This window comes from Actinopolymorpha pittospori, assembly GCF_014873875.1.
Taxonomy (GTDB): Bacteria; Actinomycetota; Actinomycetes; order Propionibacteriales; family Actinopolymorphaceae; genus Actinopolymorpha; species Actinopolymorpha pittospori.
The window spans coordinates 3,234,581-3,253,303 of record NZ_JADBEM010000001.1; the positions used below are offsets into that span (position 1 = coordinate 3,234,581).

The following is an 18,723-nucleotide window of genomic DNA, read 5'->3' on the forward strand; positions in this document are numbered from 1 at the left end:
CCACAGTGCGGAAACGTGCTGAGACGGACCGCACAGCGCGCTGAGACGAGGCGTCAGGGCGCGTGTCAGGAGGCTCGTCGAAAGATCAGGGCATGGGCTCCTGGCCCGGGCGCTGGCCTTCGGGCCGCGGCGGCGCGCCACGCTCACCCGGATCGGACGCCGGGCCGGCTTCCTCGCGACGTCGCGGAGCCCGACCCGGGTCAGCGTCCTCCGCGGAGGCGGGCGCCGTGGACGGCCGCTCCTCGAGGCCTGGTCGCGACTCCGGGTGGGACTCGCCCTGCGGAAGGGCCGGGTCGTCGGCGCCGACCGGTGCCGGCTGCACGGAGCGCTGGCGCAGCTCCTTGAGTTCCTGCTTGCGGGCCCGCCAGTGCTTCGTCCCGACGAGGAGGCACCAGACGCCCGCCGCCGCGCCGAGGGCGACGACGACGCCGATGAAGAAGAACGTGGAGGTGGTGCTCTCGATCCGGAGTGGACCGAGGACCACGGCGGTGGTCTGGCCTCCACCGACGCCGGCTCCGACGGCGGCGGCGATCATGACGAGGAGCAGGACGACTCCGACGACGATCATGTGCCGTCATCTCCTTCGGCTGGCGGGGTCGCGTGCGGCGCCCCTGCCAGCAGAACATCCAGCAGTCGGACAGCGCCGGACTTGTCGAGTGGATTGTTCCCATTCCCGCACTTCGGGGAATGTACGCATGATGGGCAGCCCTCGGCGCAGTGACAAGCGGCGATGGCGTTCCGGGTCGCCCGCAGCCACGCGGCCGCGGCGGTGAAGCCGCGTTCGGCGAAGCCCGCCCCGCCGGGATGGCCGTCGTAGACGAAGACGGTCATCCGGCCGGTGTCGGAGTGGAGCGCGGTGGAGACCCCACCGACGTCCCACCGGTCGCAGGTGGCGAAGAGGGGGAGCAGCCCGATCGCGGCGTGCTCGGCGGCGTGCGCGGCCCCCGCGACCTGGTCGCGAGCGAGGTCGGCGGCAGCGAGCTGTTCGGCGGACACCGTCCACCACACCGCCCGGGTGTGCAGGCTTCGTGGCGGCAGGTCGAGCGGGACCTCGCCGAGCACCTCGCCGCTCACGAGCTGGCGCCGGAGGTAGCCGACGACGCGGTTCTCGACCTTCACGACGCCGAAGTCCAAGGTGGCCGGTCCCCACGACTCGCTGCGTTCGCTCTGGACCACCTCGATGTCGGTGACCTCGCGGGCGGTCGTGGTGTAGTCGGGGCTGCCCCGCTCGACGAGGGAGACGGCGGCCTCCAGGTCGAGCCGGTCCACGACGTAGGTCTGTCCCTGGTGGAGGTAGACCGCACCGTCGTGCACCGACGTGTGCGCCGCGCCCGCGTCGACGGTCCCGAGCAGCCGACCGGTGGACCCCTCGACCAGTCGGACCTGCCGGCCGTCGACGGAACGGATGTCGGCGAGGTCGCAGGCCCGGTCGCGACGGGTCCAGAACCACCCGGTCGGTCGCTGCCGGACCATGCCCTCGGCCTCGAGGTCACGCAGGGCGTCGGTGGCGGAGGGGCCGAACCGGTCGAGGTCGGCGTCGGTGATGGGCAGTTCGGCCGCGGCGGCCGCGACGTGCGGCTTGACGACATAGGGGTTGTCGGGGTCGAGGACGGTCGCCTCGACCGGAGGTCCGAACACCGCCTCCGGATGCTGGACGAGGTAGGTGTCCAGCGGGTCGTCGCGGGCGACGAAGACGGCGAGCGCGCCCTGACCCTGCCGCCCGGCCCGGCCGGCCTGCTGCCACAGCGACGCGCGGGTACCGGGATAGCCCGCGACGAGTACGGCGTCCAGGCCGGCGATGTCGACACCGAGTTCGAGGGCGTTGGTGGCGGCCACGCCGAGCAGGCGTTTGTCCTGCAGGGCCTGCTCGAGGGCGCGGCGTTCCTCGGGAAGGTAGCCGGCGCGGTAGGCCGCCACCCGGTCGACGAGTTCCTCCGAGACGTCCGCGAGGTGCTCGCGCGCCTGGACGGCGACCACCTCGGCGCCGCGCCGGGACCGGATGAAGGCCACGGTGCGTACGCCGTCGGCGACGAGGTCGGCGAGCAGGTCGGCGGTCTCCGCGGTCGCGCTCCGGCGCACCGGCGCCCCGGCCTCCCCGGTGAGCCGGGTGAAGGGCGGCTCCCACAACGCGAACGACAGCCCGCCGTGCGGTGAGGCGTCGTCGGTGACGGCCCGCACCGGCAACCCGGTCAGCCGGCTGGCCGAGACCGCCGGATCGTAGACGGTCGCCGAGGCCAGCACGAACGTCGGGTCGGCGCCGTAGTGCGCGACGATGCGGCGCAGCCGGCGGAGGACCTGCGCGACGTGCGAGCCGAAGACGCCGCGGTAGTGGTGGCACTCGTCGACGACGACGTACCGCAGCGAGCCGAGGAACCGGGCCCAGCGGGAGTGCGCCGGTAGTACGGAACGGTGCAGCATGTCGGGATTGGTGAGGACGTACGCCGCGTAGTCGCGCGCCCAGTCGCGTTCGTCCCAGGAGCTGTCGCCGTCGCAGGTGGTCGCGAGCGCGTCCGTACCGGCGAGGGCGCTCACCGCGCGGAACTGGTCGGCCGCGAGAGCCTTGGTGGGGGAGAGATACAACGCGGTGGCTCCGCGACGGCGGGCCGTGCCGGCGTCGGGTCCGGTGAGGATGTCACTCAGCACGGGCAGCAGGTAGCCGAGCGACTTGCCGGAGGCGGTTCCGGTGGCGAGGACGACGTGCTGACCGTCCCGGGCGAGCTGCGCGGCGCTGGCCTGGTGGGTCCAGGGGCGGTGGATGCCGTTGCCGGCAAGCCGTTCCAGGACGGTGTCCGGCACCCAGGTGGGCCACTCGACCGTGCGGCCGGCGCGCGCGGGGACTCGTTCGACGTGCGTGACGCGGTCGGCGCGCTGCGGCCCGGAGGTCAGCCGGTCGAGTACGAGGTCCGGGGTGAGGAGGCGAGCTCCGACCGGGACCCGGGGCGCCGTCGTCGGGCTCGGCGAGGCCGCCTCGCCGTCGCCACGCCACGGATCCGTCGGTGCGCGCAGCGAGGCGAGTTCGTCGGCGGACGACTCCGCGCGGGATCGGGACGGCCGGATGTGGGACACGAAAGACAGTGTCACATCGACATGGCAGCGCCGACAGGGGCATCGGCATAGGCTGGCGCACGCCCGGCACCCGCCCCTGCGACAGAGCGGTCACGCCAGGTGATTGAATTCCACTGGGGCCGGTCCGTCGGGCTGAAGTGCTGGAGGAGTACGTGGATCTATCACTCGCGAACCGCGCCACGGGCGACCACATGGTGGTCGAGGTCGGCGGCGAGATCGATGTGTACACCGCGCCCAGACTCCGAGAGAAGATGGTCGAGCTCGTCAACGCCGGCCATTACCACCTGATCGTCGACATGGAGGGCGTCGACTTCCTGGACTCGACAGGACTGGGTGTTCTGGTCGGCGGTCTCAAACGTGTGCGCTCCCATGACGGATCCCTGCAGATCGTCTGTACGCAGGAGCGGCTGCTCAAGATCTTCCGCATCACCGGGTTGACCAAGGTCTTCCCGATTCACGACAGCATCGCCGAGGCGGTCGCTCCGGCGCAGTGACGTCCGCGGGCGTGGACCTGGCGGTGCTTCGCCGGTTTCGGTCGAGGGTCGGCCGACCCTCGACCGGCCCCGTCCGCAGTGCCGCCAGGTCGCTGTTCCGGGCGGGTCCAAAATGGATGGTCGGCCGCGACTCGCGGGGGTCACGTCCCTGGGAGCGGTCACCGGCGCTGTAGACTCCGGCCCGCCCCGGATTACATCCGGCGGCGCCAGTTGTCCGCGCGCCTCCGACGATGCCGGCCGCTGCCGACACCGTCGTGCGGATGGAGCGCTGGGCGGGGACAACCCACATCCGCGGCCGGCTGGAACGGCGTTCGCGTGCATGCACGAGGCTCAACGCGCGCGAACCACCGGACCGGACCGGGCGTGGCAGGCCAGCCCCCATCCGGATGCCCTGTCCGCCGCACCTCGATGTCGGGGCGCACATCAAGGGGGATCGAGGAAGCCCCCATATAGGAGGACGAATGTCCGCGTTCCTACTCGCTGCCGAGGGGGAACCCGTCTCGCTCACTGGCGGCAATCTGACCTATGTCGCCGTTGTTGCGTGCATCGGTGTAGTCGCGCTCATCATGGCTGCGGTGTTCCGGCGGGAGGTGCTCGCGGCCAAAGAGGGCACTTCCAACATGCAGGAAATCGCCAAGGGCGTCCAGGAAGGTGCGTCTGCCTATCTCAACAGGCAGTTCCGGACCCTTGCTGGTTTCGCCGTGTTGGTGTTCCTCGTACTCTTCCTGCTCCCCGGTGATGCCAATATCCGGATCGGGCGTTCCATCTTCTTCCTGGTCGGTGCGGTCTTCTCCGCGCTGATCGGCTACATGGGCATGTGGCTCGCGGTGCGGGCCAACGTCCGGGTGGCCGCGGCGGCCCGCGACGAGGGCCGCGAACCAGCCATGAAGGTGGCGTTCCGCACCGGTGGCACGGTCGGCATGGCGACGGTCGGTCTCGGCCTGTTCGGCGCCGCGCTGGTCGTACTGATCTACCGCAGCGACGCACCGAGCGTCCTCGAGGGCTTCGGCTTCGGTGCCGCGCTCCTCGCGATGTTCATGCGGGTCGGCGGCGGCATCTTCACCAAGGCCGCCGACGTCGGCGCTGACCTGGTCGGCAAGGTCGAGCAGAACATCCCCGAGGACGACCCCAGGAACGCCGCGACGATCGCGGACAACGTGGGTGACAACGTCGGTGACTGCGCCGGCATGGCGGCCGACCTGTTCGAGTCCTACGCCGTGATGCTGGTCGCGGCGCTCATCCTCGGTAAGGCGGCCTTCGGTTCCCAGGGCCTGGTCTACCCGCTGATCGTTCCGGCGCTCGGCGCTATCACCGCGGTCGCCGGCGTCTACTTCACCCGGCCGCGCACCGGTGAGAACGGCCTGAAGACGATCAACCGCAGTTTCTACATCTCGGCAGTGTTGTCGGCAGTGCTCTGTGCCGTCGCGGCGTTCCTCTATCTCCCGTCGTCGTTCGCCGGGTTGGCCGGCGCCCCCGCTGACGTCGCCCGACTTGGCGGCGACCCGCGGCTGGTCGCGGCCGGCGCGGTGATCCTCGGCATCGTGCTCGCGGCGGTCATCCTGACGCTCACCGGTTACTTCACCGGCACCGAGCACCGACCGGTCAAGGACGTCGGCAAGACCTCGCTGACCGGCGCCGCGACCGTGATCCTGTCCGGCTTCGCGCTGGGCCTCGAGTCCGCCGTCTACACCGCTCTCGTCATCGGTGCCGCGGTCTACGCGGCGTTCCTCATCGGTGGCGGCTCGGTCATCGTGTCGCTCTTCGCGATCGCGCTGGCCGGTTGTGGTCTGCTCACCACGGTCGGCGTCATCGTCGCGATGGACACCTTCGGCCCGGTCAGCGACAACGCGCAGGGCATCGCGGAGATGTCGGGCGACGTCGACGGTGACGGTGCCCGGATCCTGACCGAGCTGGACGCGGTCGGCAACACCACGAAGGCCATCACCAAGGGCATCGCGATCGCCACCGCCGTGCTGGCGGCGACGGCGCTGTTCGGCTCGTTCAACGACGCGGTGAGCGGGGCACTGACCTCGGCCGGCGCGCAGGTCAGCGCGACGACCACGGCGTTCCTGCGCACGGTCGACGCCCCCAACGTGCTGGTCGGCGTGATCATCGGTGCCGCGGTGGTGTTCCTCTTCTCCGGCCTCGCGGTCAGCGCGGTCGGCCGGGCAGCCGGCGCGGTCGTCTACGAGGTCCGCCGGCAGTTCCGCGAGATCCCCGGGATCATGGAGGGCACCGGCAAGCCGGAGTACGGCCGGGTCGTCGACATCTGCACCCGGGACTCCCTCAACGAGCTGGCCACTCCGGGTCTGCTCGCGGCCATGGCGCCGATCGCGGTGGGCTTCGGTCTCGGTGTCGGCCCGCTGGCCGGCTACCTCGCCGGCGCGATCGCGGCCGGCACGCTGATGGCGATCCTGCTGGCCAACTCCGGTGGGTCGTGGGACAACGCCAAGAAGCTGGTCGAGGACGGTAACCACGGCGGCAAGGGTTCCCAGGCGCACGAGGCCACGGTCATCGGTGACACCGTTGGTGACCCGTTCAAGGACACCGCGGGTCCCGCGATCAACCCGCTGATCAAGGTGATGAACCTCGTCGCGGTCCTGATCGCCCCGGCGATCGTCCAGCTCTCGGTCGGGGACAACGCCAACACCCCGCTGCGGGTCGGCATCGCCGTCGCCGCCGTCCTCGTGGTGGTGGCCGCGGTGACCATCTCCAAGCGCCGCCCGATCGCCATCGGTGCGGAGCAGGAGGAGGACAAGCACCCCGCCAAGGTCGGCTGAGCCGCACCCGGCTCACTCACACCGGCAACGCCCCGGGCCCCGGTCACATCAGCGATGTGGCCGGGGCCCGTCGTGTCTCCCGTCGTACGCCGCGCCGGTCCGCGTTCGCCCTCGCTCACTGATCGGCCATGGTCCGTGGGCCACGCCCTAGGATGATCGCGAACTTCGGAAGTGGTGCCCGGACGCCTGGACGGCGCCCGGCGCGGCCTGCTGGCCGGACCTCGTCGTCGGACTCTGTTGGATGGACGGATCGCACATGGCCGCCAGTCGGCGCGCAGGCATGGCCCTCCTCATCGCCCCCGTCGTCGGTCTCGGCCTTCTCGCGGGCTGCAGCGGCGACTCCGTCACCTACGCGGGCGAGCGGGTCAAGGAGCCGGAGACCTTCCTGCGCGACGTCGAGGCGCGCTGGCGCTCCGACCTCGACGACCAGCGGGTCACGAGGCACCAACAGGCACGCTGCTACTTCTCGACGCCGGCGGAGACGAAGGACCTCGACGGTTCCGTCTTCTGCGGCCCGGTCCGCTACTTCGTCGACGCCGGGCAGGAGTCGGGCTCGGGGGCTGGCCAGGACCGAAGCGTCGCCGGGCCCGGACTCTGGGACAGTTACAGCTACCACGCGTTCGAGGGCTCCGACGGTTACGCGCTGAGCGAGCCGAACCTCCAGTCCCGTGGGACCGACCTGCCGGACGGCCTGGAGTTGTTCCGTCCGGACGCCCAGCAGCCGCCGGCGGACGGCGAGCGGCTCGCTGCCCCGAAGCCCCCACCGGTGGAGGCGGGCTATCTCGACCCCGACGCCCAGGTCGACATCAGCAAGGCCAGGAAGCCGAAGGACGGCCGGGTCGTCACCCCCACGGTGACGGTGACCGTCGAGCAGGTCGGCAGCACCGACCGGATCCGGACCGACGACGGAACCAAGGGCCCGGCCAGGGGAGAGCGGTTCGTCGTCGCCACGCTGGCGTTCGACGACGGCCCCTTCGCGGCCACCTACGACGACGGCTGGGACCGCGACGGGCTCGTCGACGCCGACGTCACCTACGCCCTGGGGGTCGGCGACGACCGCCGGCCGCTGGAGTGGCAGGACTCCGGCCAGCCCGACTCCCACAGCCAGCGGACCCTCGTCGTGTCGGTGCCACAGTCGGCCGAAGCGTTCCTCGTCGTGAGCGCGGCCGGCCGGGACCAGCAGGTGTCCCTCACCACCGGCGAACGCGGCGAGGCCGTGGCCGGCTTCTACCGCGACCGGACCGAGGTGGGGGTCTCCCGGCAGTACGCCGCCAACCACTTCGTGGCGGGTGACTTCCAGCTCTCCTACTCCCTGCTCTTCGCCCGGGCCCGGCTGGCGCCGTTCGACCCCACCCGCGGCTGGGCGCCGGAGGGCAGGGCCTGGCTCCTCCTCGACGCCGAGCAGGTCGGGATCGACTGGCCGCGCTACCCGTACTCCCTCTATCTCGACCGCGCCGCCACCGCCACCGTGCAGGACGACCAGGGAACGATCTCCCATGATCTCGGGAAGTCCGAGACGTGGAGCAGTGGTGCCGGTGACCTCTCCCCGGTCTTCGAGGTCGACGCGGACGCGACGACCTTCCACCTGACCTACCGCCCGACGTTCACGTTCTCCTCCCCGGGCGGGGGCGGATACGCGCCGCCGACGGGCAGCGGGAGTTTGCAGACGCTCCAGTTCGACCTGCGGTTCTGACCGCCGACCGCGACGGGCAGGATGGTGGGAATGTTCGAGCTGCCTGAGGACGTCATCGCCCGGCTACGGGACCACCTGGCCGCGGTCGGCTACACCGTCGACGGCGTCCGTGCCAGGCTCGGCCCACTCGCCCACTCGGCACTGCACCGCAACGAGACGACCGCCGGACTGCGCGCCACGGCCGCCGGCGGAGCCCTCGACACGCTGGTCCGGCTGTGGCTGTTGCAGGCGCCGGTGTCCACGACGAAGGCCGAGCAGGCGCTCCCCGACCTGCTCGAGCCGCTGGTCGCGGCCGGAATCCTGCACGCGCGGGGCACCGAGGTCCACGCCCTGGTCGACGTCCGCCCCTACGGGGTCGCCGGTGACGACGCCGCGTCGGACCAGGACTGGTGGGTGGTCGCGGACCTCACACCGGGCATGGACGGCGCCCGGCCGGCGGTCTCACCCGACCACGTGCTCGGTGTCAACAGCGCCGCCACCACCCTGGCGCAGCTGACCGTACGCCGCCCGGTCGAGCGGGCTCTCGACCTCGGCACCGGGTGCGGCGTCCAGGCCCTGCACCTCGCCGCGCACACCGGAACCATCGTCGCCACGGACGTCAACCCGCGCGCGCTGGCGATGGCGCGGCTCACCGCGACCCTCAACGACATCGATCTCGACCTGCGCGAGGGCAGCCTGCTCGACCCGGTGCGCGACGAGAAGTTCGACCTGGTGGTGTCCAACCCGCCGTTCGTCATCTCCCCGCGCGGCGGCCTCACCTACCGCGACAGTGGTCTCGCGGGCGACGAGGTCTGCCGCCGGATCGTGGTGGAGGCGCCGCGACACCTCGAGGAGGGCGGGGTCTGCCAGATCCTCGCCAACTGGCTGCACATCCGCGGCGAGGACTGGCGCGACCGGCTGACCGGCTGGCTGGTGCGTGCCGACTGCGACGCGTGGGTGGTGCAGCGGGAGGTGTCGGACCCCGCCGAGTACGTCGAGTTGTGGCTCAAGGACGCCGGCCTGCACGGCGCGCACGGCTACCGCGAGCGCTACGACGAGTGGCTCGGCTGGTTCGAGGCCCAGGACACCGAGGCGATCGGGTTCGGCTGGATCACCCTGCGCAAGAGGGCCGGCAGCCGACAGATCCGGCTGGAGGAGTGGACCAGCGCGATCGAGCAGCCGCTCGGGGCGGAGGTCGCCCGCTGGCTGGGCGCGATCGACGAGCTCGGCCCGCGCGGCCGGTTCGCCGACGACGCGGCCCTGCTCGGTGCCCGGCTGCGCGTGGGCGACGACATCGACCAGGAGCAACTCGGCCGTCCGGGCGCCGCGGACCCCGAGCACATCGTCCTGCGGCAGCGGCGCGGAATGTGTCGCGCCGTCCAGGTCGACACCGCCGAGGGTGGGCTCGTCGGGGCCTGTGACGGCGAGCTCACGGTCGGGCAGATCAGCGACGCGCTGGCGACGTTGTTGGAGGAAGATCCGGGGGAGATGCGGGCTCGGCTGCTGCCGAGGGTGCGGGAACTGTTCGTGGAGGGCTATCTTCGGGAGGCGGAGCCGCGGTCCTGACCGGACGCGGCACGCCAACCGCCACGAATGGCACAGTGGGGATGAGAACGCCCGTCCGGCGACGTACCCTCACAGTTCGTGACAGTACCCACGGTGTACGGAGCGTGGTTCGGTCCGGCATACGAGGTTCTGCCGAAGAGGCACCCGCGCAATGCCGAGGATCGTCGTACGGTTACCGTCTAGCGGGCCCAAGCGGCTCGCGGCAGCACCGGCTAGACCATGGCTCCACGTACAGATAGGGACATTAGGAGAGGTAAAACGTGCCCGCCAAGAAGGCTTCCACCTCGACCGAGGATGGTCACCGGCTCGTCATCGTCGAGTCGCCTGCCAAGGCGAAGACGATCGCGGGTTACCTCGGCCGTGGCTACGTCGTGGAGTCGTCCGTGGGCCACATTCGCGACCTTCCGGGTGGCGCGGCCGAAGTCCCCGCGAAGTACAAGAAGGAGCCCTGGGCCCGGCTCGGCGTCAACGTCGACGAGGGCTTCGCTCCGCTCTACGTCGTGCCGCGCGACAAGAAGCCGACCCTGAAGCGCCTCAAGGACCTCATGTCCGACGCCGGCGCGGTCTACCTCGCGACAGACGAGGACCGCGAGGGGGAGGCCATCGCCTGGCACCTGCTCGACGAGCTCAAGCCGACGGTCCCGGTGCACCGCATGGTGTTCCACGAGATCACCCGCGAGGCCATCACCCAGGCGGTCAGCAACCCGCGCCAGATCAATGACCACCTCGTCGACGCGCAGGAGACCCGCCGCATCCTCGACCGGCTCTACGGCTACGAGGTCTCGCCGGTTCTGTGGAAGAAGGTCATGCCGAAGCTGTCGGCGGGCCGGGTGCAGAGCGTGGCCACCCGCATGGTCGTCGACCGGGAGCGGGAGCGGATCGCCTTCCGGACCGCCGGCTACTGGGACATCGTCGCCGAACTCGACGCGGGGGAGTCCAAGGACCCGCGTGCCGTCACGGTCCGGCTGGTCAACCTGGACGGCCGCCGGGTCGCGCAGGGCCGTGACTTCGCCTCCGACGGAAACCTCCGGGAGGCGTCGCGGGACGTCGTCGTCCACCTCGACCGGGCGCGGGCGCAGGCGCTGCAGGGCGCCCTCGGCGACTCGACGTTCACCGTCCGCGGCGTGGAGTCCAAGCCCTACCGGCGCTCGCCGTACGCACCGTTCCGCACCACCACCATGCAGCAGGAGGCCGCCCGCAAGCTCGGCTTCGGCGCGGCCCGCACCATGTCGCTGGCGCAGCGGTTGTACGAGAACGGCCACATCACCTACATGCGTACGGACTCGGTCACGTTGTCGGAGACGGCGGTCAGCGCGGCACGGACGCAGGTACGCCAGCTGTTCGGGCAGGACTACCTGCCCGACAAGCCGCGCGTCTACCAGAGCAAGGTCAAGAACGCCCAGGAAGCCCACGAGGCGATCCGCCCCTCCGGTGACCGGTTCCGCACGCCCGCCGAGACCGGGCTGCGGGGCGACGAGTTCCGGCTGTACGAGCTGATCTGGATGCGCACGGTCGCCTCCCAGATGCGCGACGCCGAGGGGCGCAGCGTGACGTTGCGGGTGGGCGCCCGCGCCGCGACCGGCGAGGACGCGGAGTTCACCGCGTCCGGCAAGGTCATCACCTTCCACGGCTTCCTCAAGGCCTACGTCGAGGGTGTCGACGACGCCAGCACCGAGACCGACTCCGCCGAGCGTCGGCTGCCCGACGTGGTCGAGGGCGACCAGCTCGCCGCGACCCGGCTTGAGGCGGCCGGGCACGAGACGAAGCCGCCGGCCCGCTACACCGAGGCGACGCTGGTCCGTGAGCTCGAGGAGCGCGAGATCGGCCGGCCGTCGACCTACGCCACGATCCTCGGGACGATCCTCGGCCGCGGCTACATCTACAAGAAGGGCCAGGCGCTGGTCCCGACGTGGGTGGCGTTCGCCGTGGTGCGCCTGCTGGAGCAGCACTTCGCCCACCTGGTCGACTACAACTTCACCGCCAGCATGGAGGACGCGCTCGACGAGATCGCGCGCGGCGGCTCCAACATGGAGACCTGGCTCGCCCGGTTCTACTTCGGTGACGGTGGCGACGCGGCCCGCGCGAACGGTGGCACCGCCAACGGCGGCACCTCGAACGGTCACGGCAGCAACGGCCACGGGCACGCCGAAGAGGGTCTGAAGTACCTCGTCACCGAACTCGGCGAGATCGACGCGCGGGAGATCTCGACGTTCCCGATCCTCGACCGCGACGGCGGCTCCGAGAGCGACAGCGGCATCGTCGTCCGGGTCGGCCGCTACGGCCCCTACGTCGAGGATCCCGACGGCAACCGGGCCAACGTCCCCGACGACCTGCCGCCCGACGAGCTCACCGTCGAACGCGCGAAGGAGCTGCTGTCCCAGCCCGCCGGCGTCGAGCGTGAGCTGGGCGTCCACCCCGACAACGGCCTGCCGATCGTCGCCAAGGCCGGCCGCTACGGTCCCTACGTCACCGAGGTCCTGCCCGAGGACGCCCCGAAGAACGCGAAGCCGCACACGGCCTCGCTGTTCAAGTCGATGAACCTCGACACGGTGACCTTCGACGAGGCGGTGCGGCTGCTGTCGCTGCCGAGGTCGCTCGGCGCGGATCCCGACGGCGGCGAGGAGATCGTGGCGCTCAACGGCCGCTACGGTCCCTACGTCAAGAAGGGCACCGACTCCCGCTCGCTCGGGTCGGAGGAGGAGCTCTTCACCGTCACCCTCGACGCCGCGGTGGAGCTGTTCAAGCAGCCGAAGGCCCGTGGCCGTCGAGCCGCGACCGCCCCGCTGCGCGAGCTGGGCGATGACCCGGAGACGGGCAACCCGGTGGTGGTCAAGGACGGCCGGTTCGGCCCGTACGTCACCGACGGGGAGACCAACGCGACCCTGCGCAAGGACGACGACGTCGAGTCGATCACCCTCGACCGGGCGGCCGACCTGCTCGCGGAGAAGCGCGCCAAGGGCCCGGCGCCGAAGCGGACCGCCAAGAAGACGACCAAGAAGGCCGCGGCGAAGAAGAGCCCCGCCAAGAAGGCCGCCTCGAAGACCACGGCCAAGGCCACGACCGCGACGAAGACCGCGGCCAAGAAGACGACGGGGAAGAAGACCGCCGCCAAGAAGGCGACCGCGAAGAAGAGCTGACCACGCCGTCCGTAGGCTGGGTCGGATGCACGTCGTCGGAATCGGTCTCACGCCCGTCAAGGGGATGGCTCACGAGCCGCTGGCCGCGCTCGAACTGCCCCGCGGAGGTCTCCCTGGCGATCGCGCGTTCTGCTTCTACGACGTCGCGAAGGACCGGGTACTGCGGACCGTCGACCACGACGCGCTCCTGGCCTGCCGGGCCCGCTTCGAACCACCTGTCCTGACCATCTCGACGCCGGCGGGTGAGGCGACCGGCGAGGTGGTCGCCACCGGCACCCGCTACGTCGCCGACTACTGGGGCCGCCCGACCGAGCTCACGGCGCTCGAGGGGCCCTGGTCGGACCTGGTGAGCCGCCACCTCGGCACGGAGGCCGTTCTGTGCCGGGTCGGACGGCGCGGCGCGGTGGTGTGGGGCGGGGCGGTCTCCGTCGTCACCACCTCCTCTCTGGCCGAGATCGCCCGGCGGATCGGCCGGGACGCCGAGGACGGCCGGAGGTTCCGGGCCACGTTCACGGTCGACACGGGCGACGCGGCGGCATTCGTGGAGGACGCCTGGACCGGTCGGCAGCTGAGGCTCGGAGACGCTGTGGTGCGGGTCCGCGGTCCGCTCGAGCGATGCGCCGTGATCGACCGGCGACCCGAGGCCGGCGGCCGCGACGCCACCGTGTTGCGGGCGCTGGCCGCCGACCGGAGGCTGAACGGCCAGCTCGTCTTCGGCGTCCACGCCGACGTGATCCACCCCGGCACGGTCCGGCTCGGCGGCGCGGTCGCCGTCGGGAGCGAGGGGTTCTCACCCGCGGGTGCCGCCGGGAACGACGGTTCGCGGGCAGGTCACGGTCGCGGGTAGAGCGTCTCCACCCGTTCCTGCAGGGCGGCGTTGAGCTCCTCGAACGCGGGCAGTGCCTGGGAGTGGAGCCAGCCCCGCATGATCGGCACGGCGACGCCCCTGAACGTCTCCTCCTGGACGAGGCGCACCCGGCCCGGCGCGATCGGCGTGATCACGAAGGAGTGCTCGCCGGCGAAGATCCCGGGTACGGGGAGCCGTGCCATCCAGCGCAGCTCACGGCCGGGCTCGACCGCGAGGACGGTCGGGGTGAAGGTCCGCTGGCCGCTGCGGAACTCGTGCACGTTGGTGAGGGTCGCGCCGACCCGGAGGTCGCCCGTGGACCTCACGACGTACGGGTTCCACTCCGCATAGGCCGGAAGGTCGGCGAGCACCTGCCAGACCTCGTCCGGCCCGGCGTCGATCTCCACCTCGGCGCGCAGGAGGAGGAGGGGATGGGTACGCCGCCGCCAGACCGCCCCACCGGCCACCAGGGCGAGAACGGCGCCGACGGCGAGCGGCCAGCGGCGCCGGCGCCCGCCGATGCGGGGCTTCGCGGGAGCGGACCGGGTGCGGGACGTGGTCATGGGTGGCTGGGTCCTTCCGGATGGGGCGGTGGGCCGAGGACGCTGTCGACGAGGCGTTCGGCGTACTCCGGTGTGAGCGGGTCGTCGGTGAAGAGGAGCCGGTAGTAGAGGGGGCCGACGAGCTGGTCGACGACGGTCGCCGGGTCCAGGCCGGGATCGACCTCCCCGCGCCGGACCGCCTGGTCGAGGGCCTCGACCGCGAGCTGCCGCCGTCGTGCCCAGCGGGCGCGCATGGTCGCTCCGAACTCCGGGTCGTTGGCCATCGCCGCGGTGAGGTCGGCGACCAGCGCCGGACCGACGGCGACGAGGCCGGCCGCGATCTTCACCGTGTGCCGGGCCAGGTCGGCCCGAATGTCGCCGGTCACCTCCAGGCCGGCCTCCTCCTGCAGCCGCGAGGTCAGGTCCGCGACCAGCCACGCCTTGCCGGGCCACCTGCGGTAGACGGTCGTCTTGGCGACGCCCGCACGCTCGGCCACGGCGTCGACCGACAGCCCGGCGTACCCGTGCGTCTCGATCGTCTCCCGCGCGGCCGCGAGGACGCGCTGATCAACATCGGTGTCGCGCGGACGACCTCGGCGGGGTCGCGCCTCCGACATGAGGTCTCCCTTTACGAAACTCAAGTATCGAAAAGAACGCTACGCGTGCTCCCACAATTACGCAACAGCGGTTTCGGAAGGCATCGGCGAACGTCCCGTGCGGCGTACGTTGGTGGAAACGGGGAACTGGGGTGCCTTCTGGTTAGGCTGACCGAGTGTCTGAGCGCGAGCGATCCACCAACGCGGGCGGAGCCGGCCTGACGGACCCCTCCTTCGACGTCCGGGGCGTCCTCCGGATCAAGCCGTTCCGCACCCTGTGGATCGCCCTTGGCCTGTCCAGCCTCGGTGACTGGTTGGGATTGCTCGCCCTGACGGCGATGGCGGGCCAGCTCGCCTCCGGCGACTACCGAACCGAAAACTTCGCGATCGCGGGCGTGCTCCTCCTGCGCCTCCTGCCGGCCGTCGTGGTCGGCCCGCTCGGCGGCTACATCGCCGACCGGCTCGACCGGCGGTGGACCCTCGTCGTCGGCGACGTCCTGCGCTTCCTCCTGTTCGCGTCGATCCCCGTGGTCGGCTCGCTGTGGTGGCTGTACGTCGCGACGGTCCTGATCGAGGCGATCTCCCTCATCTGGCTGCCCGCCAAGGACGCCGCCGTACCCAACCTCGTCCCGCGTGACCGGCTGGCCGTCGCCAACCAGGTCTCGATGGTCACGACGTACGGCTCGGCGCTGCCGGCGGCGCTGCTGTTCACCCTGCTGGCCGTGGTCAACACGTCCTTGACGAGGACGCTGCACCTGTTCAGCAGTTCGGTGGACCTGGCGCTCTACTTCAACGCGGTGACCTTCCTCGTCGGCGCCATCGTGGTGGCCCGGTTGCGGGAGGTGTCCGGCCGACCCACGACGGATGTCGCGGCCCAGGAGCCCAACGTCCTCCGTTCGATCGGTGAGGGATGGAAGTTCGTCGCCAGCAACCGCCTGGTCCGCGGCCTCGTCATCGGCGTGGTCGGAGCGTTCGCCGCCGGCGGTGTGGTCATCGGTCTGGGCCGTACCTACGTCACCGACCTCGGCGGCGGTGCGGCGGGCTACGGCGTCGTGTTCGGAGCCCTCTTCACCGGTCTGGCGCTGGGCATGGGCGTCGGCCCACGCTTCCTCGCCGGCATGTCCCGCCGCCGGATGTTCGGGCTCACCCTGACCGCTGCCGGCGCCTCGCTGATCGCGGTCTCGTTGTTCCAGAACCTCGTCCTGGTGGCGTTCTGCACCGTGCTACTCGGCGCGTTCGCCGGGGTCGCCTGGATCACCGGATACACCCTGCTCGGCCTGGAGGTCGAGGACTCCATCCGAGGCCGGACCTTCGCGTTCGTCCAGTCCCTCACCAAGGTCGCGCTGGCCGCCGTCCTTGCGGCCGCGCCCGCCGTGGCCGGATCGATCGGTGCGCACACGATCTCGCTGCCCGGCAGGGTCACCCTGACCTACAACGGTGCCGCGATCACCTTCCTGATCGCCGGACTCGCGGCGACGATCTTCGGCATCGTGTCGTACCGGCAGATGGACGACCGGCACGGCGTCTCCCTCATGCGCGACGTCCGTGGCGTCTTCACCGGCCACGAACGCGGCGTCTACTCCCGCACCGGCCTCTTCATCGCGCTCGAAGGCGGCGAGGGCGCCGGAAAGTCCACGCAGGCGACCCGGCTGGCCCGCTGGCTGGAGGAGCGCGGGCACGCGGTGACCGTGACCCACGAGCCAGGTGCGACCGCGGTGGGCCAGGAGCTGCGACGGATCCTGCTGCACGGCGGGGACGACCACCACATCTCCCCGCGGACCGAGGCCCTGCTCTACGCCGCGGACAAGGCCGAGCACGTCGAGTCGATGATCGGCCCGACCCTCGCCGAGGGCGGCATCGTGGTCACCGACCGGTACGTCGACTCCACCCTCGCCTACCAGGGTGGCGGACGTGACCTGCGCCAGCAGGACATGGTGCGGCTGTCCCGGTGGGCGACCGGCGGCCTGCGCCCGCATCTCACGCTGCTGCTCGACCTGCCGCCGGAGGTGGGCCTTGGTCGGGTGGGTGCCAAGCGTGACCGGCTCGAACGCGAGCCGCTCGACTTCCACCAGCGCGTTCGCCAACAGTTCCTCGACCTCGCCGAACTAGACCCGGAGCGCTACGCCATCCTCGACGCCACCCAACCCGTCGACGAGCTCGCCCGGCTGATCCGGGAGCGGGTCGAGCCGTTCCTCACCGAGCTCGAGGCACGCGCGCGGGAGGCGGCCGAGGAGCAGGCGGCCGAGGAGCAGGCGGCCGGCAAGAAGGCAGCCGGCACGACGGTCTCCGGCACGACGGTGTCCGGCAAGAAGGCGGCCGATCATAGGACGCCGGCGAGCGGGGCGGCGTCGGGCGATCCGGGGGAGCCAGGCGCCGCGGCGCCCTCGGAGGCCGGACCCGAACCCGATGCCGGGCCGACGACGGGGCGAACGCCACCTGCCGACGCTCCGGACGAGGGCCGGCCCGGTGACGGCAGGAACGGCACCGACCAGGACGCTCCCGACCAGGACGCTCCCGACCAGGACGCTCCCGGCCAGGACGCTCCCGATCAGGACGGCGCCGGCCAGGACGCTCTCGATCACAACGCCACCGTCGGCGGGGCCGGCCAGAGCGACTCCACGCACCACGGGCTGCTCGACCACCACCGCGCGCGCGAGCGTCGGTCCAGCGAGGAGGCGCAGGCATGACCGAGTCCACATCCGTCCACGCCACGACCGGCTCGGTCACCCCGGCCGACGCCGGCGTCTGGGCGGACCTCGTGGGTCAGGAACCCACGGTCGCCGTACTCCGCACCGCGGCCGCCGCGGCCGCGGTCCGACTCGGTGGCGACAAGTCCGCAGCGGCCGGGTCCGGCATGACGCACGCCTGGCTCCTGACCGGACCACCCGGGTCGGGCCGGTCCAACGCCGCCCGTGCGTTCGCGGCCGCCCTGCAGTGCGAGCGGGGCGGGTGCGGCGAGTGCACGGCCTGCCGTTCCGCTCTGGCCGGCACCCATCCCGACGTCACCCTGGTCCGGACCGAACAGCTCTCGCTCCGCGTCGACGAGATCCGCGAACTGGTACGCAAGTCGGCCATGTCGCCGGTCGGCCGGCGCTGGCAGATCCTCGTCGTCGAGGACGCCGACCGGCTCACCGAGCAGGCCGCCGACGCGCTCCTGAAGAGCCTGGAGGAGCCGGCCGAGCGGACCGTCTGGCTGCTCTGCGCGCCGACCGTCGAGGACGCCGTACCCACCATCCGGTCTCGGTGCCGGCTGCTGGTTCTGCGTACGCCACCGACGGCTGCCGTCGCGGAGGTACTCCAGCGCAGGTACGCCGTCGACCCGGCCGTCGCAACCTTCGCCGCACGGGCGTCACAGGGGCATATCGGACGCGCTCGGGCGCTCGCCACCCAGGAGGAAGTGCGGGTGCGGCGTCAGCAGGTGCTGGCCGTTCCCAGTCGCCTTCGTGACCTGGCCAGCTGCCTCGCCGCGGCCGCGAGCCTCGTCGAACTCGCCGCGGAGGAGGCCAAGGCCACCACCACCGAACTCGACGCGGCAGAGAAGGCGGAGCTGGAACGCGCGTTCGGGGTGTCCGGGAGCGGCGGTCGCGGTGGGCGGCCCCGGCAGCTCCAGACGGCGCAGAAGGACCTGGAGGACCAACAGAAGGTACGGGCCAAGCGCCTCCAACGCGATGCGCTCGACCGGGCTCTGCTCGACCTGATCGCCTACTATCGCGACGTTCTGGCGGTCGCGTTGGGCACCCGCGCCGAGCTTGTCAACGAAGAGTTGCGGGAGGACGTCCAACGCCGGGCGGCGAGCAGCCGGCCGGAGGAGATCCTCCGCAACATCGACGCGATCCTCGCCTGCCGTGAGGCGATCGCGGCCAACGTCGCGCCGCTCCTCGCCGCCGAGTCCATGACGATCTCGCTCTGGAACCAGCCGCACTGATCTTCGCGACGGACCCGCAACGGCCTCCCTCCACGTCCACAGCCCTGTGGAAGGCCGACGGCCCCCTCAGCCGTATCTCGTAAGGTGGCGTGGGGAAC

The 18,723-nt window shown here is 71.5% G+C and carries 12 protein-coding genes; 8 read left to right on the forward strand and 4 right to left on the reverse strand.

Annotated features, from left to right (window positions below; genetic code table 11):
* Positions 1 to 85 precede the first annotated feature (85 nt).
* Together HEB94_RS15425 and HEB94_RS15430 are read right to left on the reverse strand one after the other, a co-directional pair.
* Positions 86 to 568, reverse strand: a complete 483-nt coding sequence (locus HEB94_RS15425; protein WP_192750535.1) for a hypothetical protein — start codon at positions 566 to 568, stop codon at positions 86 to 88.
* The gene (locus HEB94_RS15430; protein ID WP_337917701.1) at positions 565 to 3,066 is read right to left on the reverse strand and encodes a DEAD/DEAH box helicase; all 2,502 of its coding nucleotides are present in this window, start codon (positions 3,064 to 3,066) and stop codon (positions 565 to 567) included. The genes HEB94_RS15425 and HEB94_RS15430 overlap by 4 nt, the downstream gene beginning before the upstream one ends.
* A gap of 152 nt (positions 3,067 to 3,218) precedes the next feature.
* On the opposite strand from HEB94_RS15430, the gene HEB94_RS15435 reads away from it, so the two are divergent.
* The 6 genes from HEB94_RS15435 to HEB94_RS15460 all read left to right on the forward strand — a co-directional run bounded on the left by HEB94_RS15435 (position 3,219) and on the right by HEB94_RS15460 (position 13,562).
* Positions 3,219 to 3,560 carry an anti-sigma factor antagonist gene (locus HEB94_RS15435; protein WP_192750536.1) on the forward strand — a complete coding sequence of 114 codons (342 nt, stop codon included), beginning with the start codon at positions 3,219 to 3,221 and terminating at the stop codon, positions 3,558 to 3,560.
* Positions 3,561 to 4,021: 461 nt separating this feature from the next.
* Entirely contained in the window at positions 4,022 to 6,340 is a 2,319-nt protein-coding gene (locus tag HEB94_RS15440) for a sodium-translocating pyrophosphatase (protein WP_192750537.1), read from the forward strand.
* 256 nt (positions 6,341 to 6,596) lie between these two features.
* Positions 6,597 to 8,033: a hypothetical protein gene (locus HEB94_RS15445; protein ID WP_192750538.1), complete on the forward strand. Its 1,437-nt coding sequence runs from the start codon at positions 6,597 to 6,599 to the stop codon at positions 8,031 to 8,033.
* A 30-nt stretch (positions 8,034 to 8,063) separates the two neighbouring features.
* Complete coding sequence (locus HEB94_RS15450; protein WP_192750539.1) at positions 8,064 to 9,578, forward strand: DUF7059 domain-containing protein; 1,515 nt, start codon at positions 8,064 to 8,066, stop codon at positions 9,576 to 9,578.
* Positions 9,579 to 9,838: 260 nt separating this feature from the next.
* The gene (gene topA, locus HEB94_RS15455; RefSeq protein ID WP_192750540.1) at positions 9,839 to 12,715 is read left to right on the forward strand and encodes a type I DNA topoisomerase; all 2,877 of its coding nucleotides are present in this window, start codon (positions 9,839 to 9,841) and stop codon (positions 12,713 to 12,715) included.
* A 25-nt stretch (positions 12,716 to 12,740) separates the two neighbouring features.
* The gene (locus tag HEB94_RS15460; RefSeq protein WP_192750541.1) at positions 12,741 to 13,562 is read left to right on the forward strand and encodes an MOSC domain-containing protein; all 822 of its coding nucleotides are present in this window, start codon (positions 12,741 to 12,743) and stop codon (positions 13,560 to 13,562) included.
* On the opposite strand, the gene HEB94_RS15465 is transcribed toward HEB94_RS15460, so the two are convergent.
* Together HEB94_RS15465 and HEB94_RS15470 are read right to left on the reverse strand one after the other, a co-directional pair.
* Positions 13,547 to 14,125, reverse strand: a complete 579-nt coding sequence (locus tag HEB94_RS15465) for an SRPBCC domain-containing protein (protein ID WP_192750542.1) — start codon at positions 14,123 to 14,125, stop codon at positions 13,547 to 13,549. The two genes, HEB94_RS15460 and HEB94_RS15465, sit on opposite strands and share 16 nt — an antisense overlap.
* A complete protein-coding gene (locus HEB94_RS15470) occupies positions 14,122 to 14,721 on the reverse strand; it encodes a TetR/AcrR family transcriptional regulator (RefSeq protein ID WP_192750543.1) in 600 nt (199 codons plus the stop codon). The genes HEB94_RS15465 and HEB94_RS15470 overlap by 4 nt, the downstream gene beginning before the upstream one ends.
* Positions 14,722 to 14,876: 155 nt before the next feature.
* Between HEB94_RS15470 and tmk the strand changes: the two genes are divergently transcribed.
* Both tmk and HEB94_RS15480 read left to right on the forward strand, forming a co-directional pair.
* Positions 14,877 to 17,387, forward strand: coding sequence for a dTMP kinase (tmk, locus tag HEB94_RS15475; RefSeq protein ID WP_337917704.1), 2,511 nt, complete (start codon positions 14,877 to 14,879; stop codon positions 17,385 to 17,387).
* Positions 17,384 to 18,625 carry a DNA polymerase III subunit delta' gene (locus HEB94_RS15480; protein ID WP_192750544.1) on the forward strand — a complete coding sequence of 414 codons (1,242 nt, stop codon included), beginning with the start codon at positions 17,384 to 17,386 and terminating at the stop codon, positions 18,623 to 18,625. Before tmk ends, HEB94_RS15480 begins: the two co-directional genes overlap by 4 nt.
* Positions 18,626 to 18,723 lie beyond the last annotated feature (98 nt).

Coding starts and splice junctions, on each gene's coding strand:
- HEB94_RS15480 (WP_192750544.1), top strand. CDS start 17,384: ATGACCGAGTCCACATCCGTCCACGCCACGACCGGCTCGGTCACCCCG.
- HEB94_RS15440 (WP_192750537.1), top strand. CDS start 4,022: ATGTCCGCGTTCCTACTCGCTGCCGAGGGGGAACCCGTCTCGCTCACT.
- HEB94_RS15460 (WP_192750541.1), top strand. CDS start 12,741: ATGCACGTCGTCGGAATCGGTCTCACGCCCGTCAAGGGGATGGCTCAC.
- HEB94_RS15425 (WP_192750535.1), bottom strand. CDS start 568: ATGATCGTCGTCGGAGTCGTCCTGCTCCTCGTCATGATCGCCGCCGCC.
- HEB94_RS15445 (WP_192750538.1), top strand. CDS start 6,597: ATGGCCGCCAGTCGGCGCGCAGGCATGGCCCTCCTCATCGCCCCCGTC.
- HEB94_RS15470 (WP_192750543.1), bottom strand. CDS start 14,721: ATGTCGGAGGCGCGACCCCGCCGAGGTCGTCCGCGCGACACCGATGTT.
- HEB94_RS15450 (WP_192750539.1), top strand. CDS start 8,064: ATGTTCGAGCTGCCTGAGGACGTCATCGCCCGGCTACGGGACCACCTG.
- HEB94_RS15465 (WP_192750542.1), bottom strand. CDS start 14,125: ATGACCACGTCCCGCACCCGGTCCGCTCCCGCGAAGCCCCGCATCGGC.